Source organism: Cryobacterium frigoriphilum, from assembly GCF_004403305.1.
GTDB lineage: Bacteria > Actinomycetota > Actinomycetes > Actinomycetales > Microbacteriaceae > Cryobacterium > Cryobacterium frigoriphilum.
In genome coordinates this window covers 16,281-38,805 of record NZ_SOHE01000029.1, presented here as the reverse complement: position 1 = coordinate 38,805, position 22,525 = coordinate 16,281, and the positions used below count along the sequence as shown (strand labels likewise).

The 22,525-nt window shown below is 68.1% G+C and carries 28 protein-coding genes; 15 read left to right on the top strand and 13 right to left on the bottom strand.

The features are described 5' to 3' along the window. Positions 1 to 81 precede the first annotated feature (81 nt). Positions 82 to 1,110 (top strand): type IV toxin-antitoxin system AbiEi family antitoxin domain-containing protein, encoded by a 1,029-nt coding sequence (locus E3T55_RS06490; RefSeq protein ID WP_134518760.1) that lies wholly within the window; start codon positions 82 to 84, stop codon positions 1,108 to 1,110. Positions 1,111 to 1,220: 110 nt separating this feature from the next. Further along, positions 1,221 to 1,706, top strand: coding sequence for a hypothetical protein (locus E3T55_RS20445; RefSeq protein ID WP_174775435.1), 486 nt, complete (start codon positions 1,221 to 1,223; stop codon positions 1,704 to 1,706). On the opposite strand, the gene E3T55_RS06480 is transcribed toward E3T55_RS20445, so the two are convergent. Continuing rightward, the gene (locus tag E3T55_RS06480; protein ID WP_134518759.1) at positions 1,703 to 1,930 is read right to left on the bottom strand and encodes a toxin-antitoxin system YwqK family antitoxin; all 228 of its coding nucleotides are present in this window, start codon (positions 1,928 to 1,930) and stop codon (positions 1,703 to 1,705) included. The two genes, E3T55_RS20445 and E3T55_RS06480, sit on opposite strands and share 4 nt — an antisense overlap. Before the next feature lie 10 nt (positions 1,931 to 1,940). Then, complete coding sequence (locus tag E3T55_RS06475) at positions 1,941 to 2,441, bottom strand: MarR family winged helix-turn-helix transcriptional regulator (protein ID WP_134518758.1); 501 nt, start codon at positions 2,439 to 2,441, stop codon at positions 1,941 to 1,943. 45 nt (positions 2,442 to 2,486) lie between these two features. Between E3T55_RS06475 and E3T55_RS06470 the strand changes: the two genes are divergently transcribed. Beyond that, positions 2,487 to 3,443 (top strand): EamA family transporter, encoded by a 957-nt coding sequence (locus E3T55_RS06470; protein WP_134518757.1) that lies wholly within the window; start codon positions 2,487 to 2,489, stop codon positions 3,441 to 3,443. Between the two features lie 27 nt (positions 3,444 to 3,470). Next, entirely contained in the window at positions 3,471 to 3,734 is a 264-nt protein-coding gene (locus E3T55_RS06465; RefSeq protein ID WP_134518756.1) for a hypothetical protein, read from the top strand. A gap of 258 nt (positions 3,735 to 3,992) precedes the next feature. Here E3T55_RS06465 and aceB read toward each other — a convergent pair whose 3' ends face one another. After that, on the bottom strand, positions 3,993 to 5,609 hold the full coding sequence (gene aceB / locus E3T55_RS06460; RefSeq protein WP_134518755.1) for a malate synthase A: 1,617 nt from the start codon (positions 5,607 to 5,609) through the stop codon (positions 3,993 to 3,995). Between the two features lie 91 nt (positions 5,610 to 5,700). Between aceB and E3T55_RS06455 the strand changes: the two genes are divergently transcribed. Both E3T55_RS06455 and E3T55_RS06450 read left to right on the top strand, forming a co-directional pair. Further along, positions 5,701 to 6,471 carry an IclR family transcriptional regulator gene (locus tag E3T55_RS06455; RefSeq protein WP_134518754.1) on the top strand — a complete coding sequence of 257 codons (771 nt, stop codon included), beginning with the start codon at positions 5,701 to 5,703 and terminating at the stop codon, positions 6,469 to 6,471. A gap of 31 nt (positions 6,472 to 6,502) precedes the next feature. Further along, positions 6,503 to 6,925 (top strand): hypothetical protein, encoded by a 423-nt coding sequence (locus E3T55_RS06450; protein ID WP_134518753.1) that lies wholly within the window; start codon positions 6,503 to 6,505, stop codon positions 6,923 to 6,925. A gap of 123 nt (positions 6,926 to 7,048) precedes the next feature. Here E3T55_RS06450 and E3T55_RS06445 read toward each other — a convergent pair whose 3' ends face one another. From E3T55_RS06445 to E3T55_RS06425, 5 genes are all read right to left on the bottom strand, one after another. Further along, a complete protein-coding gene (locus E3T55_RS06445; RefSeq protein WP_134518752.1) occupies positions 7,049 to 7,528 on the bottom strand; it encodes a DUF2087 domain-containing protein in 480 nt (159 codons plus the stop codon). 47 nt (positions 7,529 to 7,575) lie between these two features. Next, a complete protein-coding gene (locus E3T55_RS06440; protein ID WP_134518751.1) occupies positions 7,576 to 8,361 on the bottom strand; it encodes a thioesterase family protein in 786 nt (261 codons plus the stop codon). A 185-nt stretch (positions 8,362 to 8,546) separates the two neighbouring features. Continuing rightward, positions 8,547 to 8,987, bottom strand: coding sequence for a hypothetical protein (locus tag E3T55_RS06435; RefSeq protein WP_134518750.1), 441 nt, complete (start codon positions 8,985 to 8,987; stop codon positions 8,547 to 8,549). A 5-nt stretch (positions 8,988 to 8,992) separates the two neighbouring features. Continuing rightward, positions 8,993 to 10,420, bottom strand: coding sequence for a hypothetical protein (locus tag E3T55_RS06430; RefSeq protein ID WP_134518749.1), 1,428 nt, complete (start codon positions 10,418 to 10,420; stop codon positions 8,993 to 8,995). Next, positions 10,417 to 10,755, bottom strand: coding sequence for a PadR family transcriptional regulator (locus E3T55_RS06425; RefSeq protein ID WP_134518748.1), 339 nt, complete (start codon positions 10,753 to 10,755; stop codon positions 10,417 to 10,419). Before E3T55_RS06425 ends, E3T55_RS06430 begins: the two co-directional genes overlap by 4 nt. Positions 10,756 to 11,105: 350 nt before the next feature. Here E3T55_RS06425 and E3T55_RS06420 point away from each other — a divergent pair, with 350 nt between their 5' ends. The 3 genes from E3T55_RS06420 to E3T55_RS06410 all read left to right on the top strand — a co-directional run bounded on the left by E3T55_RS06420 (position 11,106) and on the right by E3T55_RS06410 (position 12,824). Beyond that, complete coding sequence (locus E3T55_RS06420) at positions 11,106 to 11,660, top strand: GNAT family N-acetyltransferase (protein WP_134518747.1); 555 nt, start codon at positions 11,106 to 11,108, stop codon at positions 11,658 to 11,660. Between the two features lie 59 nt (positions 11,661 to 11,719). After that, on the top strand, positions 11,720 to 12,199 hold the full coding sequence (locus tag E3T55_RS06415) for a GNAT family N-acetyltransferase (protein ID WP_241992913.1): 480 nt from the start codon (positions 11,720 to 11,722) through the stop codon (positions 12,197 to 12,199). A gap of 196 nt (positions 12,200 to 12,395) precedes the next feature. Beyond that, positions 12,396 to 12,824 (top strand): GNAT family N-acetyltransferase, encoded by a 429-nt coding sequence (locus tag E3T55_RS06410; protein WP_134518746.1) that lies wholly within the window; start codon positions 12,396 to 12,398, stop codon positions 12,822 to 12,824. 40 nt (positions 12,825 to 12,864) lie between these two features. On the opposite strand, the gene E3T55_RS20705 is transcribed toward E3T55_RS06410, so the two are convergent. Continuing rightward, the gene (locus E3T55_RS20705; protein WP_241992912.1) at positions 12,865 to 13,020 is read right to left on the bottom strand and encodes a hypothetical protein; all 156 of its coding nucleotides are present in this window, start codon (positions 13,018 to 13,020) and stop codon (positions 12,865 to 12,867) included. Positions 13,021 to 13,095: 75 nt separating this feature from the next. Further along, positions 13,096 to 14,061, bottom strand: a complete 966-nt coding sequence (locus tag E3T55_RS06405) for an MFS transporter (RefSeq protein ID WP_241992911.1) — start codon at positions 14,059 to 14,061, stop codon at positions 13,096 to 13,098. Positions 14,062 to 14,298: 237 nt separating this feature from the next. Here E3T55_RS06405 and E3T55_RS06400 point away from each other — a divergent pair, with 237 nt between their 5' ends. Then, the gene (locus tag E3T55_RS06400) at positions 14,299 to 15,291 is read left to right on the top strand and encodes an NAD-dependent epimerase/dehydratase family protein (RefSeq protein ID WP_134518745.1); all 993 of its coding nucleotides are present in this window, start codon (positions 14,299 to 14,301) and stop codon (positions 15,289 to 15,291) included. Positions 15,292 to 15,302: 11 nt separating this feature from the next. Here the strand turns inward: E3T55_RS06400 and E3T55_RS06395 are convergent, their stop codons facing one another. Then, positions 15,303 to 15,881, bottom strand: coding sequence for a GNAT family N-acetyltransferase (locus tag E3T55_RS06395; RefSeq protein ID WP_134518744.1), 579 nt, complete (start codon positions 15,879 to 15,881; stop codon positions 15,303 to 15,305). An 86-nt stretch (positions 15,882 to 15,967) separates the two neighbouring features. After that, entirely contained in the window at positions 15,968 to 16,468 is a 501-nt protein-coding gene (locus tag E3T55_RS06390; protein ID WP_241992910.1) for an RES family NAD+ phosphorylase, read from the bottom strand. A 194-nt stretch (positions 16,469 to 16,662) separates the two neighbouring features. Here E3T55_RS06390 and E3T55_RS21160 point away from each other — a divergent pair, with 194 nt between their 5' ends. Then, positions 16,663 to 17,067 (top strand): DUF7715 family protein, encoded by a 405-nt coding sequence (locus E3T55_RS21160; protein WP_134518809.1) that lies wholly within the window; start codon positions 16,663 to 16,665, stop codon positions 17,065 to 17,067. Positions 17,068 to 17,165: 98 nt separating this feature from the next. Further along, on the top strand, positions 17,166 to 18,185 hold the full coding sequence (locus tag E3T55_RS06380) for an LLM class flavin-dependent oxidoreductase (protein WP_134518743.1): 1,020 nt from the start codon (positions 17,166 to 17,168) through the stop codon (positions 18,183 to 18,185). 29 nt (positions 18,186 to 18,214) lie between these two features. Here E3T55_RS06380 and E3T55_RS06375 read toward each other — a convergent pair whose 3' ends face one another. Then, on the bottom strand, positions 18,215 to 19,048 hold the full coding sequence (locus E3T55_RS06375; RefSeq protein WP_241992909.1) for a sulfite exporter TauE/SafE family protein: 834 nt from the start codon (positions 19,046 to 19,048) through the stop codon (positions 18,215 to 18,217). Positions 19,049 to 19,272: 224 nt separating this feature from the next. Between E3T55_RS06375 and E3T55_RS06370 the strand changes: the two genes are divergently transcribed. From E3T55_RS06370 to argJ, 3 genes are read left to right on the top strand one after another with little or no spacing between them, the layout of a single operon-like run. Then, positions 19,273 to 20,253, top strand: a complete 981-nt coding sequence (locus E3T55_RS06370; protein ID WP_134518742.1) for an alpha/beta fold hydrolase — start codon at positions 19,273 to 19,275, stop codon at positions 20,251 to 20,253. A gap of 48 nt (positions 20,254 to 20,301) precedes the next feature. After that, the gene (argC, locus tag E3T55_RS06365; RefSeq protein ID WP_134518741.1) at positions 20,302 to 21,345 is read left to right on the top strand and encodes an N-acetyl-gamma-glutamyl-phosphate reductase; all 1,044 of its coding nucleotides are present in this window, start codon (positions 20,302 to 20,304) and stop codon (positions 21,343 to 21,345) included. After that, entirely contained in the window at positions 21,342 to 22,523 is a 1,182-nt protein-coding gene (argJ, locus tag E3T55_RS06360; RefSeq protein WP_134518740.1) for a bifunctional glutamate N-acetyltransferase/amino-acid acetyltransferase ArgJ, read from the top strand. The genes argC and argJ overlap by 4 nt, the downstream gene beginning before the upstream one ends. Positions 22,524 to 22,525 lie beyond the last annotated feature (2 nt).

The following is a 22,525-nucleotide window of genomic DNA, read 5'->3' as shown; positions in this document are numbered from 1 at the left end:
CACAGCACGCCCCGGCCCCGGTGACTCCACAATTCGGCGAAAACATCCCCACCGCCCGTGCTGGCCGGGGGAGGGTGGGGTATGCGCGACATCCTCGACACGGTTTCGGCCCGGTACGACGGGCTCGTCACATTCTCTGCACTGCGCGCGGCGGGACTGCCGCTGCGCGCAGTGCGTGATCTTGCATCGCGAGGTGAACTCGTGCGCGTGCGCCGTGGCATCTATTGCCTCGGTGCGCTGTGGCGGGAGGGCGGTGTCGATGGGCGTTACCGCCTTCTCGTGCGGGCGACTGCGGCCGCGGCGGAGCATCCGCTCGTGTTGTCGCACCACTCGGCCGCAAGCATGCATGGCCTGCCGATCATCGGCGGCTGGCCCCCGGCCGTGCACACCATTGCGACGGATGCCACGGGCGGCAGCACCGCACGTCTGACCACGAGTCACCGCGGAGTGCCCGAGCCCGACACCGTGGTCATCGGAGGCCTCACGGTGACGAGCCTGGCCCGAACGCTCGTCGACGTGGCGGCGAGTTCGACTCTGCTCGTGGGTGTGACGATGATTGACCATGTGTTGCGTGAGGAGAATCAGCGCGTCGCCCTGGCCCGGAAACGCGGGATGACCCCGGCGCCCGCCCTGGCACAGGACGCCCTCTTCGCCGAGCTGGCCGCAGTCAGACCGCGGGTCGGTGCCGGGCAGGCCGAGAAATCCATCACTTTTTCCAGCGGGCTCTCGGCGAACCCGGGGGAGACCCTCAGTAGGGTGCGCATCTTCGAGCTGGGCTTTGAGGTTCCGGAGCTGCAAGTGCGCTTCCAGGTAGACGGGCAGTCGTTCTGGGTGGACTTCTTCTGGCGCGGAATCCGGAAGATTGGCGAGTTTGACGGAAACCTCAAATACTCCCGCGGGGCAGTGCTCGGCGATCGGGACCCAGGCGACGTCGTGACCCGGGAGAAATGGCGGGAAGACCTCTTGCGTCCGCACGTCACCAGTTTCTCGCGCTGGGGCTGGGATGTGGCCTACTCACCGCAGCGATTCCTCACCTTTCTCACCGAGAACGGGATGCCGCGGGCGGAGTCGGGCCGCCGGGCGCAGGTTAGATTCGCGGGCGCAGTATAGAAACTGCGCCCGCGAATCTAACCTGCGCCGCGGCATCCGTCGTCGGGGCAGCGACGATGAGGGTGGCACAGACCGCCCCCGACCCTGCCGCGAGGCTGCCACGATGGGGGATGTCGTTCATTAGCCAGATCATCGTGGAGACCGCCGATTCCTCAACCAATTGGACCCTCAACGGCTGGGGCTGGTTCGCCCTGGCCCTGGTCAATGCCGGGCTCGCAGAGCAGAAGAACCGCTCCCGGTTGGCCTGGTTTCTGGGATCGTTGGTGCTCGGGCCGATTGCGACGGCCCTGATCGTGATGATGGCTCGACCCGCGGATGATCCGGTAGAGCCGCTGCGCCCCTTCACCGACAAGGCAGACCGCTATTTCTCGCTGGCCGGGGTCATCTCGATACTGACCCTGGGTGTCGCTCTGCTCACCCTGCTCGGCACTACCTGGTATCACTGGGTGGGAGGGGCGGCGGCCGCCAGTGTCGGAGTCGCTCTCTCCGTGGTCTGCGTCGTGCGGTACCAGCGGGCGCGCAGCGAATCGCGAGCCGCGGCGCGGGAGGCGGCATCACAAGCGCCGGAGCCCTCGCAGACCGAAACCCGGAACTAGGGCTTCTTCGGCTTCTTCTGGGTCACCTTGTGCGGTAGGCCGTCGCTGCCGTAGGTGATCCATTCGCCGGTCTGCTCGCCGTGCGTAAAGCTGCCCGAGCGCATGATGCTGCCGTCGAGGCGAAACCATTCCCAGTAGCCCTCCTGAACCCCGTCGATCTGGGGGCCGCGTGCGCGTACGCTGCCGGCACGGTGGTACTCGATATGTTCCGCTGCCTCGCTCATGCCCACCATGTTAACCCGCGGACGAACCTGCCGCCGCGTCGTGCAGGCGCTGAAGCAGCGCGGCGAGTTGGGCCTGTTCGGCCGCGCTCAGCACGGCGGTGATCGCGTGTTCGGTGGCCACGTGGTCGGGCAGGGCGGCTTCGACGAGTTGGCGGCCGGCATCCGTCAGCGAAACGACGGTGCCGCGGCCGTCGTGGGGGTTGGTCTGTCGGAAAACGAGACCGCGGCCTTCGAGTTTGTTCAGGCGTTGCGCGACGGCGCTCGTGGAAATCATGGCGTCGCGGGCGAGTGCGGCCGGGGCCAGCCGGTACGGTGCGCCGGTGCGCAAGAGGGTGGCCAGCACGTCGAACGTCGAGGCATCCAGGTCGTGGCGGGCAAACGTTGCGGCCACGCGTGAATCGACGGCCAGGGCGGCACGGCTGAGGCGGCCGAGCACTGCCATCGGGGACACGTCGAGCTCGGGTTTCTCGGCGTGCCACTGCGCCAGAATCTGGTCAACGTGGTCGGTCATGAATTCACCCTAGCAACTTGCTAAGCCCTTAGCTATAATAACTAAGTGCTTAGCAATCGATTTTTCGTCCTCGCGATCACCGCCCTCGCGCCCGCTCTCTGGGGCACGACCTACCTCACGACAACCGCGCTGCTGCCACCGGATCGCCCCTTGCTCGCCGCCACCCTGCGCGCGCTGCCGGCGGGGTTGCTGCTGCTGCTGATCTGCCGGCGCCTGCCGCAGGGCGCCTGGTGGGGCAAGTCCTGGGTGCTCGGTGTGCTCAATATTGGCGCCTTCTTCGCCCTGCTGTTTGTTGCGGCGTACCGGTTGCCGGGCGGGGTCGCCGCCATCGTCGGTGGAATCCAGCCGCTCGTGATTGCGCTGCTGGCCAGCCGGGTGTTGCACGAGCGGCTCACTACGCGGGTCGTCGTTGCCGGCGCGACCGGGGTGCTCGGAGTGGCCCTGATCGTGCTGCAGGCCCAGGCGCGGCTCGACCCGCTCGGCCTGCTCGCGGCCGTCGGGGGAACGCTGGCGATGGCATCCGGAATCGTGCTGGCCAAGAAATGGGGCCAGCCCGCTCCGCCGCTCACGACGACGGCCTGGCAACTCGTGACCGGGGGACTGACCCTGCTCGTGGTGATGCTGCTGGTCGAGGGGCTGCCGACCGAGCCGCTGACCGGGGTGAACCTGGCCGGCTACGCCTACCTGTCGGTCTTCGGCACGGCCGTCGCGTATGTGCTGTGGTTTCGCGGTCTGGCCCGGATGCCGGCCGGCACGACCGCGTTTCTCGGGCTGCTCAGCCCAATCGTGGCAATCCTGTTGGGCTGGGGGCTGGCCGGCGAGGTTCTGAGCGGGCTGCAGCTGCTGGGCATCGTCGTCGTGCTCGCCTCGATTGCCGCCGCCGTCGCGCGACCGCGAGCATCCGTTGACGGTGTCGGCTATCTCCCCCAAGCGACGGATGACCCGGGCCGGCCCCGTCGATACGGTGGAAGTACGCGGTGGGCGGGTAAGTCGTCGTCGTGACCTGAATCTCGAGACAGACCGGAGCGTATGAGCACCGAAGGCAACATTCCGTACCTCTATAAGAGCGCGTTCGGCGCCTGGTTCGTGCTGATTGGTGGCGGGGGAGCGACGCTGCTCGGGCTGTACTTCATTGTGGGCGGCGTGGTCTATTCCGAGCCGTCCTTCGGTTGGAGCGGCCTGGTGTTGGCGGTCTTCGGCATCCTCTGCCTGTATCTCGGGGGAGGCAGCCTGCGTGGGCAGCGCCGCGATGTTGCCAGCGGGTTTCGCGCGGACCCCAAGTCGCACACGTAGGCCGACCGAGTGAGGCGGCGCCTCGTCCACGCTCTGCCTCGACGGCATGATCGAAATCGTCGTCGGGCAGATGGTGCTCGCCGCCGCTGACGCCCCCTGGCGAGCGGCCCTGCGGGAACGCGCGGAATCCGCGCGAACCGTGCTGGGGCGGCATCCGGGGGCCATCAGGCCGCGTTGGCAGACGCATGACCCGGGCGCAGGAATGCGGCGGGCCGGGGGATTCCCCTGGCCCGCCGCATCCGTGTGTGCGGGGCGCTGTTAGGCGGCGACGCGGTTCGAGACGAGCAGCTTGTAGGCCGGCTCCGTCAGGAAATCGGTGTAGTCCTCGCTGAGGCAGATCTCGGCGACCAGGCCGCTGGCCGGCTCGTAGAACTTGCCGAAGAGCTCGTCGCCGACCTCGCCGCGGAGCTTCGCGGTCTCCTCGGCGAGGATGGTCGTCACGAGTTCGCGGGTGACCGTCGAACCGGTGTCGGCGAGCACGACCGCGTTGCGGATCTGCTGCCAGACCTGCGAGCGGCTGATCTCGGCGGTGGCGGCGTCCTCCATGAGGTTGTGGATGGCGACGGCGCCGTTGCCCGAGAGCCAGACGGCAATGTAGGCCACGGCCACGTACAGGTTCGAGCGCAGGCCCACCTCGGTGGCGTCGCCGGGGGCGGTCGTCACGTCGAGCAGGTCGGCAGCTGACACCTCGACCTCGGGGCGCTGGCGGTCGATCTGGTTGGGGCGCTCGCCGAGAACGGCGTCGAAGACCTCTGTACAGACGGGAACCAGGTCGGGGTGGGCGACCCAGGAGCCGTCGAAGCCGTCGCCGGCCTCACGGGTCTTGTCGGCGTGTACCTTGGCGAAGGCCGCCTTGGTGACCTCGGGCTCGCGGCGGTTCGGGATGACGGCCGCCATGCCGCCCATCGCGAAGGCCCCACGACGGTGGCAGGTCTTCACGAGCAACTCGGTGTACGCGCGCATGAATGGCGCCGTCATCGTGATCGCGGCGCGGTCGGGCAGGGAGAACGCGGCACCGGCGTCGCGGAAATACTTGATCATGCTGAACAGGTAGTCCCAGCGGCCGGCATTCAGACCCGAGGCGTGGTCGCGCAGTTCGTAGAGGATCTCGTCCATCTCGAACGCGGCGGGAATCGTTTCGATCAGCACGGTCGCGCGGATCGAGCCCTGCGGCACGCCGAGCTCGTTCTGAGCGAAGACGAAGATGTCGTTCCAGAGGCGGGCCTCGAGGTAGCTCTCGGTCTTGGGCAGGTAGTAATACGGGCCACCGCCGTTGGCCAGCAGCTGCTTCGCGTTGTGGAAGAAGTGCAGGCCGAAGTCGACGAGGGCGCCGACCGCGGGGGCTCCGTCGATCTCCACGTGCTGTTCGTCGAGGTGCCAGCCGCGGGGGCGCATGACGACCACGCTGAGCGGGGCATCCGTGCGCAGGCTGTAGGCCTTGCCCTCGGGGGAGGTGTAGCTGAGCTGGCCGCGGGCGGCGTCGAAGAGCGAGAGCTGGGAGTCGATCACGTTGTGCCAGGTGGGCGTGCAGGCGTCTTCGAGGTCGGCGAGCCAGACCTTGGCGCCGGAGTTGAGGGCGTTCACCGCCATCTTGGCGGGGGAGGCCGGGCCGGTCATCTCGACGCGACGGTCGGTGAGCTGGGCGGGGGCGGGCGCGACGGTCCAGTCGCCGGCGCGCACGTCGGCGGTCTCGGGCAGAAAATCGAGCTTGCCGGTGCGGGCGACCTCGGCGCGGCGCACGCCGCGGGCGGCGAGGCGCTCGTTACGGGTGGCGGCGAAGTTCTGGTGCAGCTTCTCGATGAAGGCGAGCGCCTCCGGGGTCAAGATTTCAGCGGCGCGGTCGATAGGGCCGGGCGAGGTGAGCGTTAACGACATCGGTAATCCTCTGAATCACATGCGCGAAGTTTCCGTATAGTGGAACTATTATTCTGTTTTATCGAGTTTAGCGGATTGTGGCGGCCGGAACATGACGGAGAATGTGACTACTACGGGGGCCGGGGGCGTGCAGTCCGTCGAGCGCGCGTTCGACCTGCTCGAGGTGATCGCGGCATCCGGCGGCGAAGCCATGCTGAGCGAGCTCGCCACGGCGACGGGCCTGGCGCTGCCGACTATTCACCGCCTGCTGCGCACCCTGGTCGCGACCGGTTATGTGCGCCAGCTCGCGAACCGGCGCTACGTGCTCGGCCCCGGGCTGATTCGGCTGGGGGAGGGCGCGAGCCGCCAGCTCGGTGCCCTGGCCCGCACCCACCTCGCGACCCTCGTGCAGCAACTCGGCGAGACGGCGAACATGGCCGTACTCGACGGCGACCGGGTGTTGTACGCGGCGCAGGTACCGTCTCGCCACTCGATGCGCATGTTCACCGAGGTCGGCCGCCGAGCACACCTCCATGACACCGGCGTTGGCAAGGCGATTCTCGCCCAGCTGACGGATGCCGCGGTGCGCTCCCTCGTCACGGCCGCCGGCATGCCCGCGGCGACAACGATGAGTATCACGACACCCGACGCGCTGTTACAGGACCTCGGCCTCATCCGCTCGCGCGGCTATGCCATCGATGACAACGAGCAGGAGATTGGAGTGCGGTGCTTCGCGATGTCGGTGCCGAACGCGCCGACTCCCACGGCGATTTCGGTGTCGGGACCGGTGTCCCGCGTCGATGAGGCCTTCGGAACACGCGCGGTGCCGCTGCTGCGGGCGGCGGCCGAGGCAATCTCCCACGACCTGAACCGGGCGCCGTAGCGCTCGCCGCCGCGGGCCTATGATCGGGGTCATGACGCAGAGGTCGCAGTCACACATCGCCAGGTACTCGTCGGGGCTCGCTGCCCTGCTCCTCACCGGTCTCGTCGGCTTTCAACTCGCCCTGGCATTCGGCGCTCCCTGGGGCCGCGCGGCTTATGGGGGAGCGACCGAACGACCAACCGAGAAGATGCGCGTGAGCAGTGCCGTCGCATCCGTCGTCTGGTCGCTGATAGCGCTGGTGGTGCTGCGTCGCGGTGGCTATCGGGTGCCTCCGCTCGTGCCGGGCCGAGCCGTTTCGGCGGTCATGTGGATCGTCGCCGGGCTTCTGGCCGTGGGCCTGATACTGAATATCATCACTCCGAGCAGGCTCGAGCGGATGATCTGGGCTCCCGTTTCCCTCGTGCTTCTGATATCGACGACCGCCACCGAACTGGCCGTGCGCGGGCGCCGTTGACGTAGCGCGCTCGACGCGGTCAGGGCACTCGCGAGAGAACACGCGGGAAGCGCGAGCGGATGGGGCAGTGTCGGTCATGCGCCAATGCTGTTCGAGCCGAGCCGGAACGTGACCGGTGCACGCTCATCTGCCCGGGCGTTCTGGGGCAACTTCGTAGACGGCACCGTCCGGGGTTCGCGTGACGGTTCCGGCGTCAATGAGGTAGCGGCGAAGGGTCACGACGTCGTCGACGACCAACGCGAGACGGGCGCCGAGCTCGCGCTCGGACATCCGCTGACCCGATGGCAGTGCCGCGGTGACCCAGCGCAGCAGCTCGAGACGCAGCTCTTGCTTCACGGGGTACTGTTCGATGCGCCCGTGCCGAACATAGCGGTCGATACCTTCGCGCCGCACCTCGGGTTCGAGGGCGAGCAGATCGCCGAAGATTGCCGTCACAGCCTGGCCTTCGGCATCGAACAGCCCTGCATCTCGCAGCGCACCGACGGCTTTGGTTCGCTTGGCCTCGGTCAGTTCGACCGAAACGCCGAGAACAGCGGCGGCCCAGACGGCTCGCCGATCGGGATGTGCCAGGGCTGCAATAATGCGGCGCCATTCGTTGCTCATCGCCTCAGTCTGTTGCGCGAGGAGGTCGCGCGCAACATGAGTCGCGGTCAGCCCATGGGCCGCACGGTGAGAATCTGCTCCGCCCTGCCAATCGGCCCGAGCTCATCGTGCAGCACGCTGCTCGTGAGGCCGTGGCCGGCCGGCCCGAACGTGACCGTGGTGTCGAGCCCGACCCAGGGTCCGGTCGGCTGCCGGTGCAGGTGGATGGTCAGGTCGAGGTTGGGAAACATCCATTCTGTGGGCGATTCCCGCGCAGCGACTCCGTTGGCCGTGTCGACCAGAGCGATGAACGACGCGTGGGCGCTGCTGGGTTCACCGGCGACGAGGTCGAAATCGCTGCGTAGCCAGGCGCTGGCTCGGCCAGGCTGCGGGGGAGCGACGGACTTCGCCTCAAGCGAGGCGACGTAACCGCCCGGCCAGGTGTCGGTCATCGACCAGGGTGCTGACCGGTCGGGGGACGTCAACGCAACCGGTTCACCACCGGCGACAGTGGAGGTGTTGACCGTCGCGATATACCAGGCGCGGGCCAGAACGGCGGCCCGGCCGGCAATCACCACGGTCGCTTCGAGTAGTTCAATGGTGCGGCCGGGGCGGATGGTTTCTACCGTGATCTCGCAGACATCCGCTGCCAGAAAGCCGAGGATGTCGAAGCTGATGCGCCCGAGCTCTTTGTCGCTGCCACTCGTGTCGGTGGCGGCTCGGTGCCGGTCCATCGCGTGCACGATCAGGCCGCCGAGCGGGCTGAAATGAATCTCGTCGGCCTGCCAGGCCCCGCCGGCGAACTCGGTGGGCTGGTAGCGGCCCGGGGCGATTGACTCGAAATAGGCATCCATCAGTAGGTGTGCTCCCGGTGCATGAAAGGTTCAGCGCTCGTCGTCGAGCACTTGCTCCCGAGCGTATCGCCTGGGGTCGCCGCCACGAAAACAGGATGAATTGTCATTGAGTCGTCGCGCGTCATCCTGCTGTCGTGACGGATGCCGCGACGCGGCTCGCTGCCCACGCCGCGCCCACCGCACGCTCACCGTTGTGGAAAGCCGCCCTCATAGTCCTGCCACATGCCGGCGAGGCCTTGCATCGCCCAGAGCTGCTGTTCGGTCGAGGTGCCATCTGCCTTGCCGTCAAAGTCCATGACGATGTAGTTCGATCGAAACCCGTCATCGAGGTCCTGTGCGAAGGCGGTCGCGGCGTCGCGCGACCCGAAACGGTAGTAGATCGCTTCGGTCGTGTCGTAGGCCTCGATGCACGGAATCTGGGCGCCGCAGGCCTCGTCGGTGATGTCGCGCGGGTTCGTCGTCGAGTCGGGGGCGTCATACTCCGCGGCCATGACGTCCACGAGGGTGAGGTTCACCTGCGCGTCGAACAGTGTTCGCGCGGTCCACCAGCCGGCCGCCGCAAACAGAGTGAGGGTTAGCGCCGCCGCACCAATGATCACGGCCCAGGTGAGCCTCTGGCTGCGCACGACCTTCACCGGTTTTCGTTTTCGGGAATCGTGGTGGTGGCACGAACGACTACCGGCGACAAGCCTCGAGAACTCGGCAACCCGGCCGCCCACCGTCCGCCCCAGATGGCAATCGCGGTGGCGACCACGGGTACCGCAAAGGGCACGGTCGGCGTGACGAGCATGCCGCAGACGCTCGCGTAAATCAGCCCGGAGAGCACACTGATTGTCAGTGCCAACCCGCGTGCCAACCCACGTGCCAGGCGCAGCCGCGGTGCCATCCACCAGGTGATCGCCAGTGCGCTGAAAGCGGATGCCGCCAGCATCGCCGGCGCCATTGCCTCCCAATCCGGCGCCCCGGCATAGGCGACTGCGGTGGCGCCGAAGGAGAGCGCGACCGCCCCGAGCGGGCCCCAGACGTGGGCGCGCCGATAACCGGAGCGGCCGGCCAGCACCAGGCCGAGGGCGCCGAGCAGGGGGAGCCCGGCGATGAGCAGAATGAGGATACCCTGCCGCATCCCGACGGTACCGTCGGTCGCCGCGGGAGACCACTGCGATCCGGTCACCGCGTAAGCAACTCCGAACCAGCCCGCCAGAGCCGACAGCGTGCCCATCAGTCGAATCAGGCGACGTGTGGTTACAGACTGCCCGGCCGGGAAGGTGCGTCGCAGGACCGGGCGAAGCGCCGGCGTCGCGGCCTCCCGGCGGGTCGTGCGAGCCGTTGTGCCGGCGAGAAACGCGGCGCCGAGAGCCAGAATGGCGCTCGTCGGCGCGGAGAGTAGCATCACACCGACGACCGGGGCCGCAACCACGCTCGCGACGCCGGTCAGAACCGCGCTTCCTGCACGGTTCAGGCGGGCGCGGGCGAACAGGGCTTCGAGCGTGAGCGCGAGCGCCATCGTGCCGGTGATCCAGGCGGCAAGCACAAGGGGAGCCCAGAAGTTCGAGAGCCCTGCTGAGGCGACGCCGGCGTCAGCGGCATCGAAGCCGAGGGACCAAGCCAGCTGCGTCAGCAGATTGAGCGCGAAGGCCACGGAGGCGATGACGCAGAGCGCCAGAGCGCGTGCATCGGAGAAAAACCCGCGGTGTCGCAGCGACGCGACGACGCTCACCGCCCCGAGCAGTGGCACGACTCCCGTGCTCACAGTCGTGGTCAGCAGCGAGCCCCATGGGCTGTAAGAGCCCGTGGTGGCCGCCCACAGCCATCCGCTGCCCGCGACCACCGCGCAGCACAGAGCCGTGATGGCGACGCGAACGGCGAAAACGGCGTCGAGCCGGGCGCCCAGGCCATGCAGCACCGCGGCCCACGTTTCGCTGCCGGTTGGCCCCTCGCGCTGCTCGTGCTCGGCCTGCTCGAGCATGGTGCCGAGGAGCACCGAGCCGTGGGCGTCTCGCCAGGGCCGCGGATACCAGCGCAGCAGTCGGCGAAACCGGTCGTCGCGCTGGGCGGTCATACGGCGAACCCCGTTCGAAGCGAGGTAAGTGGTTCCCGGCCCAGTCTTGCCCGCCCGACCCGTGCCTGTTGCTCCAGCATCGCGACCTCGTCGGCCAGGCCTGCCTCGCCCCGGCCGGTAATTCTAAAGTAGCGGCGGGCACGGCCGTTGACGATTTCCTCGCCGTCGGGCTGGATCAGGCCGTCCCGTTCCAAGCGTTCCAGGGCCGCGTAGAGGGTTGTCGCCTTCAGAGACACGGCGCCCTCGGAGGCCGCCGCCGTCTCCTGCAAGATCTCGTAGCCGTGGCGGCGCTGGCCTGCCAAGGCGATCAGGATCCAGAACGTCGGCTGGCTCATGGGCACTGTCATACTCCCGTTATAGTCCATCAGACAGACTATTGCAACGGATGTTGCCGGACGGGCGGGTCGGCTCGGCCGTCACGAAAACAGGATGGATTGGCACTGTGTAGTCGAAGGCAGGATGAAATGGGCCTTTTCGAGCCTTTCATCCTGCTTTCGTGACGGATGCCGCGGCGCGGTCCGCTGCTCGGGCGGAAGCCCGAGTCGGGCCGCCTCCCTGCCCAGGCCGTGCGTCGCATGAGTCCTGCGCAGCGCAACCGGTCTCACGGCGAGGCCGCGTAACTACGCGCAGCCGTCACCGTCGGCCCGGAATTTGCCGGGGTTATGGCGGCGTCTATCCTTGCGCCATGCCTGCGTTCCGTCCCTTCTCCCAGCACCTGGACACCCCGCGGCTCCGGATGCGGCCGTGGCAACTGTCCGACAGCGCCTCGGTTCGAGGGCTCTGGGCCGAACGGGATCCGCGGGCGCGCCACGTCATCGATGCCGACGGTCGTCCCACCGTCGACGACATGCGCGTTCGAATCCAGGAGCAGCTCGACGAATCGACCCGCACCGGGCTGGCGCTGCTGGCGATCGAGCGCAAAATGGAGGGCGATTTCATCGGCTATTGCGGCCTGATCGTCGGGGAGGCCACGGTTGCGGAGCCCGAAATCGCCTACGAGCTCTACCGCTTCGCCCACGGCCACGGGTACGCCACCGAGGCCGCGCGCGCCGTTCTCGACGCTGCTCGCGACACCGGGCGCACCCGTTTCTGGGCGACCGTCCGCGCCTGGAACGCGCCGTCTTTTCGGGTCCTCGAGAAGATCGGTTTCACACCCAACGACCGGGTCGACGCGGATGCCGCGCGCGGCGACAGCGTCTGGATGACCGCGGGCGGACATCCGCTTGCCGAGGGCCGCTGACTCGAGGCACGCGGTAGCGTCGAAGCATGGACTCGTCGATTGTCGTACGTGTGCCCCTCGTGAGCGACGTTCCGGCGATCGCGCGCATGCACGTTCAATCGTGGCAGGAGACGTACCGCGGGCTCATGGCAGGTGAGGTACTGGACGACCCCGAGTTCATCACGACGCGCGAGACGTTCTGGACAGCGGCGCTCTGCGATGAACGGTACGCGCGCAATCGAACGGCCGTGGCCCTCCAGAATTGCCGCGTGATCGGCATCGCGATGTCGGGACCACCCCAGGACGCGGACGCGTCGTGGGCGGTGCAGCTTTACGTGCTCTACCTGTTGAAGGCCCATCAGGGCTCCGGGGTCGCACGGATGCTGCTGGAAGCCGTTCTCGCCCCGGAAGAATCGGCCGGCTCGTGGGTCGCCGACCAGAACCCGCGAGGCCAGGCCTTCTATCGGAAGCACGGCTTCAGGCCGGATCAGGCCAGCGAGAGTCACGCTGGTCTGCGCGCAATACGCATGGTTCGACATCCGCTTGCACAGCCAGTCTGATTGCATGGGCCGCATGGGGAACGAGAATGTGGTGCTGTAGGACAGCGATCCGCGGCGCGAAGATCTGGAGGCCCGTGGCTACACGATCGTCGGCCAGTCTTGGGGTTCACGTCTGACACTGGCGGATGCCCCGGATCTCGCGATCATCCACGCTGCCGTTGGCCGAGCGGAGAAGGCCAAAGTCACGATCGCCGAATTGTTCGTCGAGGCGGCGGTCGCCCTGTTCGAGCTGGAGCGGACCAACAACGCCAACTACCCCTTCACGCCGGCGACGTCCCAGGAGTTGATGGACCGTGAGGCCATTTGTGCCCTCTGGAGTCGGGGTCTGCGGGTGTTTGGCGCGCATGACGGCGACCAGCTGGTGGGCGCGACGGTCATCGGGCAGCGGGGCGGGCACGCCGAGACCGAGTTCACCTCGGTGCTGGCCGGCCATCGAGGCCGGGGAATCGGCGCGGCCGTGAAGGCGGCATCCGTCATCGCGTGCGCTCAGAGCGGGGCGCGGGTCTGTGGTACCGGTGGTGCGGCCGTGAACGACGCCAGCCTCGGTGTCAACCGTGCCCTGGGCTATGAGATCACGGAACGCTGGTACAGCTGTCAGCCGCCACAGGGACTCGCCGCTGAGTGAGCCGGCTGGCGCTGACGCGGGTTACCCGCATTCGGTCCGGCTAGGTCGGCTCGATCGCCCGGGGGAGCAGGGCCGCCGCCAACACCGCGCAGCCACCGAAGACCGCGCCGCCGACGGCGATCGGCAGCGGCAGGCTGACCACCGCCAAGAGACCGCCGAGCGCTGAACCGAGCGCCAGTCCGACGAGGCTCAGCACGCGAGACGCGGCGTTGACGCGCCCGCGCAGGTCGTCGGGAACGAGCCGCTGACGCAGGGAAGTGGCACAGATTCCCTACACCACCGCGTGCAGAATATACACCGCGAGCAGCGCGGCGGCGACGGCCCCGTTCGTGGTCGATGAGAGGGCGACGAGCGACGCCGCGCCGGTGAGCAGGCTCGTGACGATCGTGCGCCGGTATCCGATCCACCCTCGTAATCTCGATGTGCTGAACGACCCGACCAGCCCGCCAAGCGCGGAGACAGCGAGGATTATGCCGTAGCCGACCGCATCGAGGCTGAGGTGCTCCGCCGCGAACAGCACGAGGATTGAAAACGGCAGCATGTAGCCGACGCTCGCGAGGGCGCCGATGAGCGCGAGACCGCCCACGATACGGTTGCCGGCGAGCCATCGGGCACCCTCGAGGGCCTCGCGAAGGATGGGCGCGCGGGGCGTGGGTTCGGCGATGGCGCCCAGCCGCCGGATCGGCAGCGCCAGCGCGAACAGTCCCGCGGCCGCCCACAGGCCGCCCATCAGGTAGATCGGGGCAGCGGCCGCCGCGGCAAACAGCAGCCCGCCGAGCGGCGGCCCGGCAAACTCGTCGGCGACCAGCTGCGCGGCCGAGATGCGACCGTTCGCGCGATCGAGATGCCGGTCGGGCACGATCGCGGGCAGCAGAGAGACGGATGCGTTATCCGCCGCGCTTTCCAGCGTGCCGATCACCGCGAATGCGGCATAGAGCAGTGGCAGTGAGCCGAGGTCGAGGTGCACGGCGACGGCCAGGCCGACCACGACGAGCCCACGAATGAGATTGGCGACGATCAGCATGGTGCGCCGATCGATCCGGTCGACCCACACCCCGATCGGCAGGGCGACGAGCAACCGCACCAGGGCATACGTCGTCGCCAGCCCCGCGACCAGTCGAGGGTCGTCGGTGAGCGCCGCCGCCAGAAGCGGCATCGAGACGAAGGCGATGCCGTCGGCGAGGTTCGAGGCGGCGCTGGCGGTCCAGAGCGCTCGAAAGGGGCGACCGAGCGACATGACCCCGAGTCTACGGTGGGTGCCTCCACGGCCACGTAGCCGCATCCGCTGTCACGAAAACCGGATGAAATGGCGATTCATGATTGAAAGCGGATCGATTGCGCTTCCTGGTGCGCGGCATCCGCTTTTCGTGACGGCGCGGCAACGCGGCCGGCCGGGCCGCCCTAGGGTCTGCGCTCAGGGCGAACCCCGCGCGGTGCGGTTCTCTGGTGCCTCGACGTGCGGTTGACTGGGCGTATGACACGCACGCTCATTCTCGGCGGAACGGCTTGGCTCGGTCGCGAGATTGCGAAACAGCTGGTGGCCCGCGGCGCCGACGTGACGTGCCTGGCGCGCGGCGAGGCGGGACAATTCGCGCGCGGCGTGACGAGCATCCGCTCTGATCGGCGTGCAGCCGGGGCCTACGACGCGGTGACCGGCGACTGGGACGAGGTCATCGAGCTCAGCTACGACTCGGACCTCGTCGCCGGCGCCCTCGAGGCCGTGGCCGACAGCGCGAAGCATTGGACGCTGGTCTCCTCAGTCTCGGTCTACACGAGCAACACCGAACCCGATGCGGACGAGGCGGCGGCGGTCTTCGAGCCGACCGATCCTGCCGATTACGGCCACGCCAAGGTCGCCGCGGAACGCGCCACGGCGGCGGCCCTCGGCGATCGCCTGCTCATCGTGCGGCCCGGCCTGATTGTCGGTCCGGGCGACCCCACCGACCGATTCGGCTACTGGGCGTCGCGTTTCGCGCTCGTCGCGAACGAACCCGTGCTGGTACCCGAGGCCGATGGCCGGGCCGCGCAGATCATCGACGTGCGGGACCTGGCTGGGTGGCTCATCGATGCCGGGGATCATGGCCTGACCGGCGTTGTCAACGCCGTCGGCCGCCAACGCGATTTCGGCGTGGTTCTGGCCGCTGCCGCCGTGGTCGCGGGCTTCTCGGGCGAGCTGGTCTCGGCCACGGATGAGTGGTTAGCCGCTCACGGGGTCAACTATTGGGCCGGCCCTCGCTCGTTGCCGCTCTGGCTGCCCCGGAGAGACAACGCCTTTGCCCAGCGCGGCCGCAGCGCACTCCTCGCTGCCGGCTGCACCGAGCGGATGCTCGCGCAGACGCTCGCGGACGTACTCGCCGACGAACGCACTCGCGGCCTCGACCGAGTGCGGCGGGCCGGACTCACCCGAGCCGAAGAGGCCCTGCTCCTAGCCACACTCAGAGCCAGCCGCGCACGCCGAGCGGACTGACCGGGTCGGCTTTAGGGACTTTCTGGGCGGAGGATCGACATCGTGAGCGCGTCGACATACCCGTTATCGAATTTGTGCGCGTCGCGGCGCCGGCCTTCGAGGGCGAAGCCAGCGCTTTCGTAGACGTGCTGGGCACGCGGGTTGAAGGCGAAGACCTCGAGCTCGATGCGGTGCAGTGACGTCGCCTGAAACGCGTGCCGAATGATGAGCCGGGTAGCCTCGGTGCCGAGCCCGCGGTCGCGACCAGCCGGGCCGATCAGGATTCTAAAGTTACAGGAATCATTTTCCGGGCTGAGTTCGTTCAGGACCGCTTCACCCACACAGACGGACGTCGCTCGGTCAACGATGGCGAGGTCGAGGCGGTCGGGTTGATCCGCCCTGGTTTCATACCAACGTCGCGTCGCCGAGTCGAGTGCGGTGCTGCGGGTGTGCGCGTCGGCCGACGTGTGCACGCTGCCCGTGAGGATGAGCACGTCGGGATCGGCCAGGATGGCGCCCATCGCTTCGATCTCTCGAGGTGTGAAGGAGCAGAGGAGTACGCGCTCGCCCGTCAGGGTGGGCTTTTCCGCGAAAAATCGGGGATCGGTCATCTGCCCATCCTGCACGATCTTGCCCGCGATGACGTGAGGTCCGTGCCAGGGTTAGCCGACCGAGCCCAGAGTGACCGATCCCAGAGTCAGGTGAGCTCCACGCGCGGCATGCCTGGCGTGTTCCAGTGAAAGAGGGTGAGGTGCCACAGGCCCGGCCGCTTCCGCGACGGATCGATGAGGCCCCGTGCTCCCAATTCCTCCAGACGCTGGCGTACGCGCCAGGACGGTGGTTCGTCTCCGCTCCGAACGGCGTTCTGCCACGGCGCCGCGGCATCCGCAATATCGACGCCCGCTGCGTGGCGCACGAGCGGGTCGCGGAGGTCGACGATGTCGTGCGCTTCCACGTGGAATTCGAGCAGGAGAAGTTCTGCCACGGAGGAGTCGGTATGGGCGATGATCGCGGCCTCGACGCCCTCGGGCGATGAACTCAGGTACAGGGTCGGTTGGGACGCATGCGAGTAGCGGCCCGCGGCTCGTGAGCCCGCCAGGGCAGTGCTCTCGTACCGGGGATCCACCGCGCGATAGAACGATCCGGAAACCCGACTCCAGATTTCATCACTGTGCTCGATCACGGGGGCATCCGACACGTGCCGACTCCCTTCGACTAATTCAGTGTTCGCCTCGAGGCTAGCCGCTCCACACCCACACCGCTTGGCATCCCCTAACAGCAGTCCCGCACCACGGAGTTTGCCGCGTGGGGGCTTGTGGCGCCCGAGTGTCGGTGGCGGGCGCTACCGTGGCGGTCAATAGTTACTCCGTGCCGACAACAGAGGAGAAGACCATGAAGGCACTTGTGGCAACCCGGGCAACGCAGGGGCTGCGCGCGACCGACCGCACCGACTGTGTGGAAGGAGAGATGGTCTGGATGATCGCCCCGTGCGAGACCAGCCGGCGCAGCCCGGATGGGCCGTGCGATTGTGGGCGAACGTTTCTGGGAATGAGTTCACAGGGCGCCACAACGACGGCGATGGTGCGCGATATCGCCGGCATGAGCCGCGAGAACTACGAAGACGCCCTGCGCGGCAGCTTCGCGGCTCGAGGCTTGTGCTCACGCTGCCGGACGGCCTTTTTTCCAACTCATGTCGACGAGTTGTTGGCGCTCGCCGGAGCCCTGCCGGAGGGCGCGATCGTTGGTCGACGTCTCGGCAAACTCGTTGTGCGGGTTGGGCGCCACCTGCCACGGTGACCGGGCGACGGATACCGCGGCGACGGCGCGGGGCATCCGTCGCCGATCCGTGAGGTCGCGCAGGGAATAGCCAGGGGCTCTGCCGCGCTGCATCCAGCATGAAGAAGATCGGGTTTTTGTCCTTTGGCCACCATCAGGCCGTGCCCGGCTCGGCCGCTCGCACCGCGCAGGACGCGCTGCTGCAGACGGTCGAGCTGGCCGTGGCCGCCGAAGAACTCGGAGTCGACGGCGCGTACCTGCGCGTGCACCACTTCGCGCGCCAGTTCGCGTCGCCGTTCCCGCTGCTCGCGGCGATGGCGGCCCGCACCAGCCGCATCGAACTGGGTACCGGCGTCATCGATATGCGTTACGAAAACCCGCTGTACATGGCCGAAGAGGCCGCTATCACCGACCTGATCAGCAATGGCCGCCTGCAGCTCGGCCTCAGCCGCGGCTCACCCGAAACCGCCCTGCGCGGCTACGAGGCCTTCGGCTACGTGCCCGCCGACGGCAACACCGATGCCGATGACGCCCGCGAGAGCACCGAAATCTTCCGCACCGCCATCAGCGGGGTTGGCATCGCTCCGGCCAACCCGCAGATGACCGGGCGCGCCGGCCTGTTGTCGATTCAACCGCAGTCGCCCGGGCTCGCCGACCGCATCTGGTGGGGCTCCGGAACCCGGGCGAGCGCTAAGTGGACCGGCGAACAGGGCATGAACCTGATGAGTTCGACCCTGCTGACCGAAGACACCGGCGTGCCCTTCGGAGACCTGCAGGCCGAACAGATCGCCATCTACCGTGACGCCTGGAAAGAAGCCGGCCACGAGGGTACTCCGCGGGTGTCCGTGAGCCGCAGCATCATTCCGATCGTGAGCGACCTCGACCGTCACTTCTTCGGCCGCGAAGCGTCGACGGATGCCGCGGACCAGGTCGGCTACCTCGACGGCGGCCTCGCGCGCTTCGGCAAGAGTTATGTGGGGGAGCCCGACGCCATCGCCGAGTCGCTCGCCGATGATGCTGCGGTGCAGGAGGCCGACACCGTGCTCGTGACGATTCCGAACCAGCTCGGGGTTGAGTACAACGCCCGCCTGCTCGAGAACATCGTGCACCACGTGGCCCCCACCCTCGGCTGGCGCTAGCCCCGTCAACTCTGACTCCGAACCGTCGGTCAGAGCAGGGTGAGACCCCGAACGACCGTGGCGGCCGAGCCCACGAAGGCCACGACGATCAGCATCCGTCGGGCGATGTGCGGCTCGATCACCCTCGAGAGCAGCTCGCCGATGACGAGGCCGGCGAGGCAGGCGGCCGCGATCAGCAGCAGCACCGAGCCGGAGAGATTCGGGGTGATCGCGGCGCCGGTCACGAACTTCGCGATCAGTGAGGCCGCACCGAGGGTGAGAAAAAATGGCTGCATGGTCGCGGCGAAGCTGCGCTGCGACCAGTGTGTCGCCACGGCGTAAATGCTCGCGGCGGGGCCGCCTACTCCGGCCGTGGTGTTCATGAAGCCGGCGAGAATACCGGCGATGACCTTGTAGATGGGCCGGTCGACGAGCGCGACGCGGCCAAGACACAGCGAGACGGTCAGGCCGACAGCGACCATGACGCCGATCGAAATCTCGAGCCAGGCCAGAGACACGACCCGCAGCACGAGGGCTCCCGGGATGATGCCGACCAGGGCCCAGGCCGCGAGAACTCCGTAGCGGCGCCAGTCCACGTCGCGCACGACCCGGGCCAGAATCACACTGGCGGTCAGGACCGCGCACGCGTTGATGAGCACGATGCCCTCAATTGGGCCGAGCAACAGCACCAGGAATGGCGCCGCGACGAGGGCGAAGCCCATGCCGGTGACCCGCTGCATGCTGGATCCGACCAGGACGGCCACGAGAACCAGCACAATCGTCCACACGTCGATGCTGGACTCGTCTCTGTCGCCGGCGCCGTCGGTGTGCCCGGAATCGGGGGCCGGTACAGCTGCTCCGCCCGTTCTGAACGCCCTGTCCACCCTACGCTCGGCACCATGCCCCCGATGACGCGGCGGCGCCGGCGGCCGCACGGCTGTTGCTGCCCGGGCCGGTCAGCTCGGCGCGATGACGAGTCGCCGCGCGATCGCCGCGCACGATGAGCCGGAGTTGTGCCGGGTACGGGATGCCGAACCCGGCGCTCGGGGGTACTCTCGGCTGCGTCGGCCCCTTCAGGGCCCTCCAACGCCAGTGAAAGGGGCAGATTATGACACCGAAGCCGCGCAGCTACGGAACGCTCAGCCCGGGGCTGACCTACCTCACGATTGGATCGGGAGAACCGCTCGTCGTGATTCCGGGACTGCTTCCCAACCACGAGGCCCTCACCGGCCGAGCCCGCCAGGCGCAGGCCGAGATGCTGAAGCCCCTGGCCGTGAACCGCCGGGTGTGGTGGGTGAACCGCAAGCCGGGGCTGCAGCCCGAAACCACGATCGAGCAGATCGCAGGGGACTACGCCGAGGCCCTGCGCCAGAAGTTCAGCGGACCCGTGGACGTGCTCGGTACGTCCACGGGTGGCTGCATCGCCCTGCAGCTCGCGGCCGACCACCCCGACATGGTCAATCGGCTCGTTGTCGCCTCGGCCGCGTATCGCCTCAGCCCACCTGCCCGCGCCGCACAGTGGGAGGCAGCCCGCCAGCTCGAGGCTGAGCAGCCGCGGCGCGCAGCGGCAGCGATCGTGCCCTTGCTGTCGACGAATCCGGCCGGGCAGCGGATGCTCCGCGCCCTCGCCTGGTTCGGCGGCGCGACCCTGTTCAAGGACGCCAGCGACGACCTGGTGGCCACGATTCGCGCCGAAGACGGCTTCAACGTCAGGGATCGGCTCGGCAATATCACGGCGCCGACGCTCGTGATCGGCGGCAGCAAGGATCCCCTGTACTCCGTTGAGCTTTTCCGTGAGACGGCCGCTCTCATCCCACGGGGCCTGCTCGACCTGGTCGAGGGTGCCGGACACATTCGGGCGCAGGCGGGCCGCAGCTTCGAGGCCCGAGTGCTCGCGTTCCTCGACGCGACCGACGACGACCTGGCCGCGGACCTCGCGGTCGCCGCAACCACGGCCCATGCCGCCGCCAGAATCGCAGCCGGGCGCACAGACCGGGCGACCGAGCGTGATCCCGGCCGGTTCGCCGATCCGGCGGCCGAGGTGCCGACCGACGTGACTGCCGCCCCCGAGCCGGGCTACCAGGACTGATCGGGTGCCCCGGCGAGGGGTGTCGCCGGGGCGCGCTAGGTTTGATGCATGGCTTTTTCGGTGGCAGTGGCGGGCGCGAGCGGCTATGCGGGCGGGGAATTGTTGCGGCTACTGGCCGGACACCCCGATTTTGAGGTGCAAACCGTTACCGCACACAGCAACGCCGGGCAGCAACTCATCGACGTGCAACCACACCTGCGCTCGCTCGCCCACCTCACCCTCGTCGACACGACCCCCGAAGCCCTCGACGGTCACGATGTGGTGTTCGTCGCCCTGCCGCACGGCAAATCCGGCGCGCTCACCGCACACCTGTCGCCGGACACCCTCGTGGTGGACTGCGGCGCAGACCACCGCCTCGAGAGCGAAACCGACTGGGCGCGCTTTTACGGCGGCGAATACTTCGGGGCCTGGGCCTACGGGGTTCCCGAACTGCCCGTCGGGGATGAAGAGCAGCGCAGTCGCCTGCTCGGCGCTCGCCGCATCGCCGCGCCCGGCTGCAATGCGAGCACCGTCGCTCTCGCCGTGGCCCCGGGCATCCGTGCCGGTGTGATCGAAGCGCAAGATTTGGTCGCCGTGCTCGCCGTCGGTCCGTCCGGCGCCGGAAAAGCTCTCACCGTGCCGAACCTGGCGGGGGAGATTCTCGGCTCCGCCAATCCGTACGCGGTCGGCGGCACGCACCGGCACATCCCCGAGATTCAGCAGAGCCTGCGCTGGGCCGGCGCCGTCAACCCCACGATCAGCTTCACCCCGGTCATCGTGCCGATGGCGCGCGGAATTCTGGCGACCGTCACGGCCCGGCTCGTGCCCGGCACGAGCGCCGAGGCCGTGCGTGAGGCCTGGGAAAGCGCCTACGTCGCCGAACCCTTCGTGCACCTGCTGCCGCCGGGGCGTTTTCCGCGCACGAGTGACGTTCTGGGCGCGAATACCGCCCTGATCGGCCTCGCCATCGACGAGGCCGTCGGCAGGGTCGTCACGGTCACCGCCGTCGATAATCTGGCCAAGGGCACCGCCGGTGCCGCCATCCAATCCGCCAATATCGCCCTGGGACTACCTGAAACTGCGGGCCTGAGCACGAATGGAGTTGCCCCGTGAGCGTTACCGCTGCCGCCGGCTTCGCAGCCGCCGGGGTTACCGCCGGCCTCAAAAAGAGCGGCGGACTCGACCTCGCCGTGGTGCAGAATCTGGGGCCGCTGACAAGCGCGGCATCCGTTTTCACCATGAACCGCTGCCAGGCGAACCCGGTGATCTGGAGCAAGCAGGTCATGAAAGACGGCGTGGTGAGTGCGATCGTGCTGAACTCCGGCGGCGCCAACTGCTACACCGGCAGCATCGGCTTTCAGACCACCCACGCGACCGCCGAGGCCGTCGGTACCCAGCTGAACGTGTCCGCCGGCGATGTGCTCGTCTGCTCCACCGGCCTGATCGGCGAACAGCTCAACCTCGGCCTGGTGACCGCCGGGGTCTTCGATGCCAGCAAGGCCCTGAAGACCGCGGACGCGACCGGCGCGGAGGCCGGCCTCGCCGCTGCCCAGGCGATCATGACCACCGACACGCGCCCGAAGCAGAGTGAGCACCACTCGCCCGCCGGCTGGACCGTCGGCGGTATGGCCAAGGGCGCCGGCATGCTCGCTCCCGGCCTCGCCACGATGCTCGTCGTCATCACGACGGATGCCGTACTCAGCTCCGCGCAGCTCGACACCGCCCTGCGCCATGCGACCGCGGTGACGTTTGACCGGCTCGACTCCGACGGCTGCATGTCCACCAACGACACCGTCACCCTGCTCGGATCCGGAGCCAGCGGCATCGAGGCCGACGAAGCCCAATTCACCGCCGCGCTCGTCGCGCTCTGCGCCGACCTCACCCTGCAGCTGCAGGGCGATGCCGAGGGATCCGGACACGACGTGGCCATCGAGGTGCGGAACGCGCTCTCCGAGGCCGAGGCCGTGACCGTGGCCCGGGCCGTGTCTCGCAGCAACCTGTTCAAGACCGCGATCTTCGGCAACGATCCGAACTGGGGTCGGGTGCTCGCCGCGGTCGGCACCATCAGCGAAGCGGATGCCGCCTTCGACCCCTACGGCATCGACGTCGCCATCAACGGGGTGCAGGTCTGCACCGCCGGCGAGCCCGACCAGCCGCGCGAGCTCGTCGACCTCACTCCCCGTGCCGTGACCGTGCAGATCGACCTACACGCCGGCGAGGCGACCGCGACGGTCTGGACCAACGACCTCACCCACGACTACGTCGAAGAGAACAGCGCATACGCGAGCTGATC